Consider the following 6,382-nt stretch of genomic DNA (forward strand, 5'->3'; position numbering starts at 1 on the left):
AGACTGAGCGGGTTCCAATTATTTTTATTAATAAATATTTTACACAATTCATACCAGGTAAGCAAGAGAGCTACGCCACTACTACCCAATCATTACCCGAGATCGCCTTGGATTAATTTTCTCCAAGTTAACCACCGCTAGGTCTTCTGAAAACTTTATGCTGTAAGCTTTTTTCGCCATGATAATAAGGTCGAGTTCAAAAATTTGAGCGAACGGTGAGTCTAGATTTAGTCTATCTGCTTTTGTCAAAAAACTCCAGTTCTCTAGCTGGTCGGGGTTTAGAACATTTTAAACCTCAAAGTGATCCCACTGTTGATCCCTTAGATTATGCCAATTTGCTATGTTCCTGTCAGGCAAATCTTAGGACTGGTGAACCTCGGCACTGTGGTAATCTAAAAGATAACTGGTTTGATGAAAATCTCTTAATCTCTCCACTCAATCCCGATTGTGAGTCTCACTTTGCTTTTAATGATGATGGTACAATTAAACCCGCACAAGAAGATGTTCAAACAGCAATTAATACTATCGAAAAGTTGGGATTAAACCTCAATAAACTCAAGGTACGGCTCTCTTATTTTTTGTGTGATCAGTTTAACTTATATGGAAGCGATCAATCTTTGTGTCCTCTGTGTCTCTGTGGTTCCTTCCACTCGCTCGCCAGCAAGCGGTTCACAAAATTGGCCAGTTGTCAATTGGGATGCTCTCATACTAAATCCTGTTTAGAAGGTATAATCGTTATTGCAAGGATTCTCCAGGATCACCGCCTTCCAATACGGTTTTCCAACCGATCACCAGGAAAATGATTAAAGCAACTATCGCCATAAATAAGCCGATCGGAGTACCGATCAGATCCCGGGCGAATTGTAAACTATAGTTAGTTTTTAGATCGGCATTTCCATCCCAAACTACCGTTTTTTCCGCACCGAGAAATAACAAGTGAATCCCCCGAGAAAGAACGAACTCTCCCACGATAGTGAAGAGAATTAACTGTTTCAGTCTCACGGGTAACATGGCCAGATATTCGGTAACGATCAAGAGCAACAGAACCACAATAGGAGTCATACTCTCGCCGATAATTCCCCCGCAATGAAATCCGGGTTGCAGGAAACAAACTCCCAAAAAACCGATTACAAGTACCGATACTAAAAATGATCTGGGAAACAAAGGTTTACCCTGAACTTTTCCGAAAACTCGTTTCCCGAAAACCGTCAGAAGGACAGCGCTCAGGGTTATCGTTATAGAGCCAGCTAAAACACTAAAATACAAGCGAAACCATGAATTCCACAGCCGATAGCGTAAGGTGTAATACTCGCCACCCTCTCCGGGGCCTTTCTGGATTCGATCTTGAACCGCATCGGAAAGTTCGAGGGGATAAACGCTAGACCAGGCATTGTTTAAAGCATCGGAAATTCTAACGCTCGCAGTCGCACCCCCCGTCGTTCCCATTGCCGTCTGGAAGATAGAGGCGAGACCGAAGTGAGAGATTCCCCATAAATAAGCTAAACGGCTTTTACTTCGGATCACCGATATAGACTCCAAAAGGGTTATAGCTGTTGGATCATGCAGGTTAAGCGCCGTTTAGCTTACCAGGGAAGACACACGGCGATCATTAGGATTAACGGAAAAAATAACTGACGGACGACAAGAGCTAAATTTTTACGATTTACCCATAGATTATCGACGATCGGGGCGATAACATAGAGTATGGCGGAAGGATGACTGAGAAAGGCTAATCCCCAACTAACTCCACAGCCAATCCCGGAAAGGGAATAGACTCTTGTGCGGGGATTGTTTCTCAAGTCGAGATAGAAATATAGCGGTTCTCGCATCTGTGCGGCACACTTAAACCTTTGCTGATTAAGCTGTTCAGGATCGGGAATGTACCTCTTGTGAATCAGAAACGCTATATAGCGTTTTTCAGTCTGCTGAGGTACAAAAGTTATGGGTTTTAGGCACTCATGCAAGAGGCAAAAGGCAAAAGGGAAGAAAAATAGGTGTACCTCACTAGCTTAGGAAACGCTATAGATGCCAGTTAAGATATAGACCGTGGCCAATACCTTCGGCCACGGGTAGGTGATCATATTACTCAAATAGGGACTGAAAGCCACGGGGAAAAAGGCTAACGGAATTAACGACGGACGCAGAAAGAGGGGGATTAGGAGGGTCAGGAATACTCCTGGTAAAATCGCAGTAATTTGATAAACCGCAAATGAATTTTCTAAAAGTGCCAGATAATAACTAGAAAACAGATTGAATAAAGGAGTTCTAGAAGTAACATTATAAGTTCCAAAGTAAACCGTATCGGTTTTCTGAAGTCCCAAAAAAATTTGAGCGATATCGAAGTGCATCCACCAATCCCCGTAGTAAAATCCCCCACTGTAAAGCACGACGAAGAATTGCATCCCTAGCAGGACGAGCCAGAACAAGATCGCTAGGTATAGCCATCTATAGTTTTCTCTTTCTTCCGCTTGCCACAATTGTCGCGTCAGTAACCATAGAGAGATAATAAATAAACCAGCCGTCGCTAACAGGAAAAAAGTTCTTCCGGAAAAGCCACAAAGAAAATTAACGAAAGCGATCGCCGATTGTAAAGCCATTCCCGAAGCACCAGCAAGGGCCATACATTCCTTGACGGTAAAGCGCGAGATCGCTCTCAGGCTAACATAGCCGAGGGTGAAAGTTAGGGTTAGCGAGATCGCCCCGAAAAAAAACAACTGTAAAAAGCTTATATTCACGATTAACTATTTACCTGAATCTATTTTAGTGACCCCATCTTTTAATACTATCGAAAAGTTGGGATTAAACCTCAACCAAATCAAGGCACTTCGTAAGGCAGCCATCGAGCCTTTTTTGGATGAGGAGATAGATAATGCTCAATTAAAAGTTTTTGTCAATGGATATTTATGCTTAGATGCTCAACAAAGATACAGTCCTTTGGCTCTTCTGGTTTCTGTGTGGAAACGGGGTCTATACTGATAGTTTCTTCAGCAAAATACTCCTAAAAGTCTTTCCCAGTAAATATTTCACGATTCTATAAGCAAAAATTATCACACAAAGTCGAGAAGAGCCGTCCTTTCTGGACAACAATCAAATATCTGTTCAGCGATTTAATTGAATAATTTTTCCTTTACAAAAATACAAGGATTATTATAAAAGTTTAGATAAACAAGAAAAAATATCAAGTCTTATGAAGATTATTCAAGAATTATCTCAAAAGTCAACAATTGATGAGATTCTGACCAGATAATGGGGATGGAGGGGTGAATCAACCTGATCCGAAACAGAGATTATTGTCGAGAGTCGGAGAGAAAAGCAATGAATATCAAGGATACGTTACACAATTTTGTCCAGTACCTAACAGAGGCTTTTGCTCGCATTTTTAGTCCCAACAATGACGAATATCCCGATGTGGGGATGCAGCCTTTTGATTCTGAACCTTACCATGCTCCCAAGGGTAATTCTTAACTAAAAATGACAGATAACTGCTTTGAGATAAGGGTTATGGGTAGGGATAATAACCCTACCTGATTTTATAGGAAAATAATTAATCCTCTGCTTGCCAATCGGGACAACTATCACTATCCCAACCGTAGGGATGGAAACCGCAGACGAGAAGATTACCCCCGTAGATATAACCGTGATAATTACGGCAACCGATACAAGCAGGATGGGTGTTAGGATCGGGGTTAACTTTAGGAGTGAGGGTAAAATCCGAGGGTTCATCTAATTCCGAAAAGGGGTATTCATCGAGGTTAAAAAATTCCTCTAATTCCTGGGGTAAAACCTCTTGAATAAACTGTTCCAGATCGATGATAATTTCTTCATTGATTTCTTCGATAGTTTGGGTAACTTCTTGGAAAAAATTTTCAATTCCCAGTGCCACAGTTTCGATCACTTCCCAAAAATCTTTCTGCCAATCGTCCATGTTTATACTTGCGTCCCTTGTCTGGTAATAATTAATTATTTGTCGCTAAAATCTAGGTTTTAATCCTGTTGTAGTTTCCGTAATTCTTCCTGAAGACGTTCCACCTTTTGCCGCAATTCATCTACTTTTGGCTCGGCTGCTTTGCTGTCTTCCTCATCTTCAATAATTTCTATCCGTCGGGGTTCATGGGGAATATTAGATTCATTACCTGCCACCGTTTGCTGTTGTGCCTGTTTCACCAACTCATCAACGTATTTCCTCGCTTCTTCCGTCGTCATTTCGCCGCGAGAAATCATCTCATCGGCTAATTTTTGGGCTTGATTTCTTAATTCTTGTAAATTTACTTCAGCTTTTTCGGCGGCATAAGTAGCAATGCCTACGCCCAAATAAACTGCTTTTTTGACTAAATCACCTAAGTTCGCCATAGCAAAAATCCTGAATCGATCGCTCTTACTTCCTAGAATAAACGATCCTTCTCCCAAATGGAGATGGGTTTTGGGAGTGAGTGAACAGTGAACAGTAAACAGTAATCAGTGAACGCTTGCGCCGCTAATGTAACACCGTGAACATTTTTCAGCCAATATCCAAGAGAGCCATCGGTGAACTGAAAACTCATACTAAATCCGTTGAGTATAAGCTAGTTATGAGGAGAGGCACTCATGCAAAAGGCAAGAGGCAAAAGGGAGAATAAATAATCAGTTTTTAATAAACGGATTTAGTATCACATCTGATAACTGATAACTGGTAACTGGTAACTGATAACTGATGAGGTAAAGTTTTGTAAATAGATGCGGTGGTGGCGACACCAAAATTGATCGCTATAAAGATTAAATTTTAGTCAAATTGCTGGTTTTTCGCCCTCAAAACGACGATAGAGCCTCATCAGGTCATTTTTGACCTAAATAGTTTGATTAAGCTCAAAATAACTAAATATTGCGGCTAGCTGCCGGCAGCCAGCAGCCGGCTGAATCGATTTGTGTTCATCCTAACCAAAGATTTAAACTAAAGAATCGAGACCAGATTCCCGATTTAATCACAAAAAACTATGTTTCCTATTCATCGCCCCCGTCGTCTGCGTCAAACCCCTCAAATGCGCCGTCTGGTGAGTGAAACCGTCTTGACAGCCAATGACTTTATCTATCCTCTTTTCGCCACGGCGGGGGAAGGTATTGCCCGGGAAGTCAAATCGATGCCGGGGGTGTACCAATTATCAATCGATAAAATTGTTGACGAAGCCAAGGAAGTGCGGGATTTAGGAATCCCAGCGATTATTTTATTCGGGCTGCCGGAAAGTAAAGACACAGAGGCGACGGGAGCATGGCACGATCATGGTATTGTGCAGAAAGCGGCCACAGCGATTAAAGAGGCAGTTCCCGATCTACTCATTGTCGCCGATACTTGTTTGTGTGAATATACCAACCACGGTCATTGTGGTTATCTGCAAACGGGAGATTTAACCGGCAGGGTGTTAAACGATCCCACTCTGGGATTATTGCAAAAAACTGCCGTTTCCCAGGTAAAAGCGGGAGTGGATATCATTGCACCGTCGGGAATGATGGATGGTTTTGTGCAGGCAATTCGTCAAGGATTGGATGAGGCGGGTTATAGTGATACACCGATTCTTTCCTATACGGCTAAATATGCCTCTGCCTATTATGGTCCGTTTCGGGATGCGGCTGATTCTACCCCCCAATTCGGCGATCGCAGAACTTACCAAATGGATCCGGGTAATGCCAGGGAAGCCTTAAAAGAGGTGGAATTAGACGTATTAGAGGGGGCAGATATGTTAATGGTGAAACCTGCTCTATCTTACCTGGATATTATCTGGAGAATCAAGGAAATGACTAATTTACCCGTGGCTGCCTACAATGTGTCGGGGGAATATTCAATGATTAAAGCGGCGGCGTTAAATGGCTGGATTGACGAAAAACGAGTGACTTTAGAGACTCTAACTAGCTTTAAACGGGCGGGTGCCGATATTATCTTAACCTACCACGCTAAGGATGCCGTGCGCTGGTTAGCAGAGGGTTAAACTTGATGATTGAACCCACCATGCCGATCAGGATAAGGGGGTGGTGAGGTTGCTACTCTTAATTCTAGGGATTACCTGAAAAAAATACTGGCTCTTCTCGAATTTTTTGTGTGACAATTTTTGCTTATGTAATCCTGAAGTGCTTATTTGGCAAGACTTTTAGGACTACTTTGCGGATATTCTATCAGTATAGACCTCGTTTCCACACAGAAACCAGAAGAGCCAAAATACTTTCCAACGATTGAGTTCAGGAGCGGTAGATAACCTCTCATTCCAGCAACTACATAGGGCTGGCTGAATAAATCTAAAAACTTTGTTGGGTAAGACTTTTAGACCTTTTGTCAATCAAAAAGTACTGGATCTGGGAGTGATCGGGGGGAAATTTAGGCACTTTTTCCCTGAAAATTAGGTAATTGGCCACCTCA

At 42.2% G+C, this 6,382-nt stretch carries 8 protein-coding genes and 1 pseudogene; 4 read left to right on the top strand and 5 right to left on the bottom strand.

All coding sequences use genetic code 11. The features are described 5' to 3' along the window. Positions 1–215: 215 nt before the first annotated feature. A pseudogene (locus PX482_RS21010) lies at positions 216–497 on the top strand (retron system putative HNH endonuclease); the annotation flags it as partial. A gap of 238 nt (positions 498–735) precedes the next feature. Here the strand turns inward: PX482_RS21010 and PX482_RS21015 are convergent. The 3 genes from PX482_RS21015 to PX482_RS21025 form a co-directional block, all read right to left on the bottom strand. After that, entirely contained in the window at positions 736–1,524 is a 789-nt protein-coding gene (locus PX482_RS21015) for a hypothetical protein (protein WP_002759392.1), read from the bottom strand. Between the two features lie 59 nt (positions 1,525–1,583). After that, a complete protein-coding gene (locus PX482_RS21020) occupies positions 1,584–1,829 on the bottom strand; it encodes a hypothetical protein (RefSeq protein WP_043999086.1) in 246 nt (81 codons plus the stop codon). A 180-nt stretch (positions 1,830–2,009) separates the two neighbouring features. Then, a complete protein-coding gene (locus tag PX482_RS21025; protein WP_196219828.1) occupies positions 2,010–2,735 on the bottom strand; it encodes a hypothetical protein in 726 nt (241 codons plus the stop codon). Between the two features lie 28 nt (positions 2,736–2,763). Here PX482_RS21025 and PX482_RS21030 point away from each other — a divergent pair, with 28 nt between their 5' ends. Beyond that, on the top strand, positions 2,764–2,976 hold the full coding sequence (locus tag PX482_RS21030) for a hypothetical protein (RefSeq protein ID WP_223212999.1): 213 nt from the start codon (positions 2,764–2,766) through the stop codon (positions 2,974–2,976). A gap of 339 nt (positions 2,977–3,315) precedes the next feature. Continuing rightward, on the top strand, positions 3,316–3,465 hold the full coding sequence (locus PX482_RS21035) for a hypothetical protein (RefSeq protein WP_002752187.1): 150 nt from the start codon (positions 3,316–3,318) through the stop codon (positions 3,463–3,465). Between the two features lie 79 nt (positions 3,466–3,544). Here PX482_RS21035 and PX482_RS21040 read toward each other — a convergent pair whose 3' ends face one another. Both PX482_RS21040 and PX482_RS21045 read right to left on the bottom strand, forming a co-directional pair. After that, positions 3,545–3,925, bottom strand: coding sequence for a hypothetical protein (locus PX482_RS21040; RefSeq protein ID WP_002759386.1), 381 nt, complete (start codon positions 3,923–3,925; stop codon positions 3,545–3,547). A 59-nt stretch (positions 3,926–3,984) separates the two neighbouring features. Continuing rightward, entirely contained in the window at positions 3,985–4,350 is a 366-nt protein-coding gene (locus PX482_RS21045) for a phasin family protein (RefSeq protein WP_002759385.1), read from the bottom strand. A gap of 620 nt (positions 4,351–4,970) precedes the next feature. Between PX482_RS21045 and hemB the strand changes: the two genes are divergently transcribed. Then, a complete protein-coding gene (gene hemB / locus PX482_RS21050) occupies positions 4,971–5,957 on the top strand; it encodes a porphobilinogen synthase (RefSeq protein ID WP_002759384.1) in 987 nt (328 codons plus the stop codon). Positions 5,958–6,382 lie beyond the last annotated feature (425 nt).

This window comes from Microcystis sp. M53602_WE12, assembly GCF_030065455.1.
Taxonomy (GTDB): Bacteria; Cyanobacteriota; Cyanobacteriia; order Cyanobacteriales; family Microcystaceae; genus Microcystis; species Microcystis aeruginosa.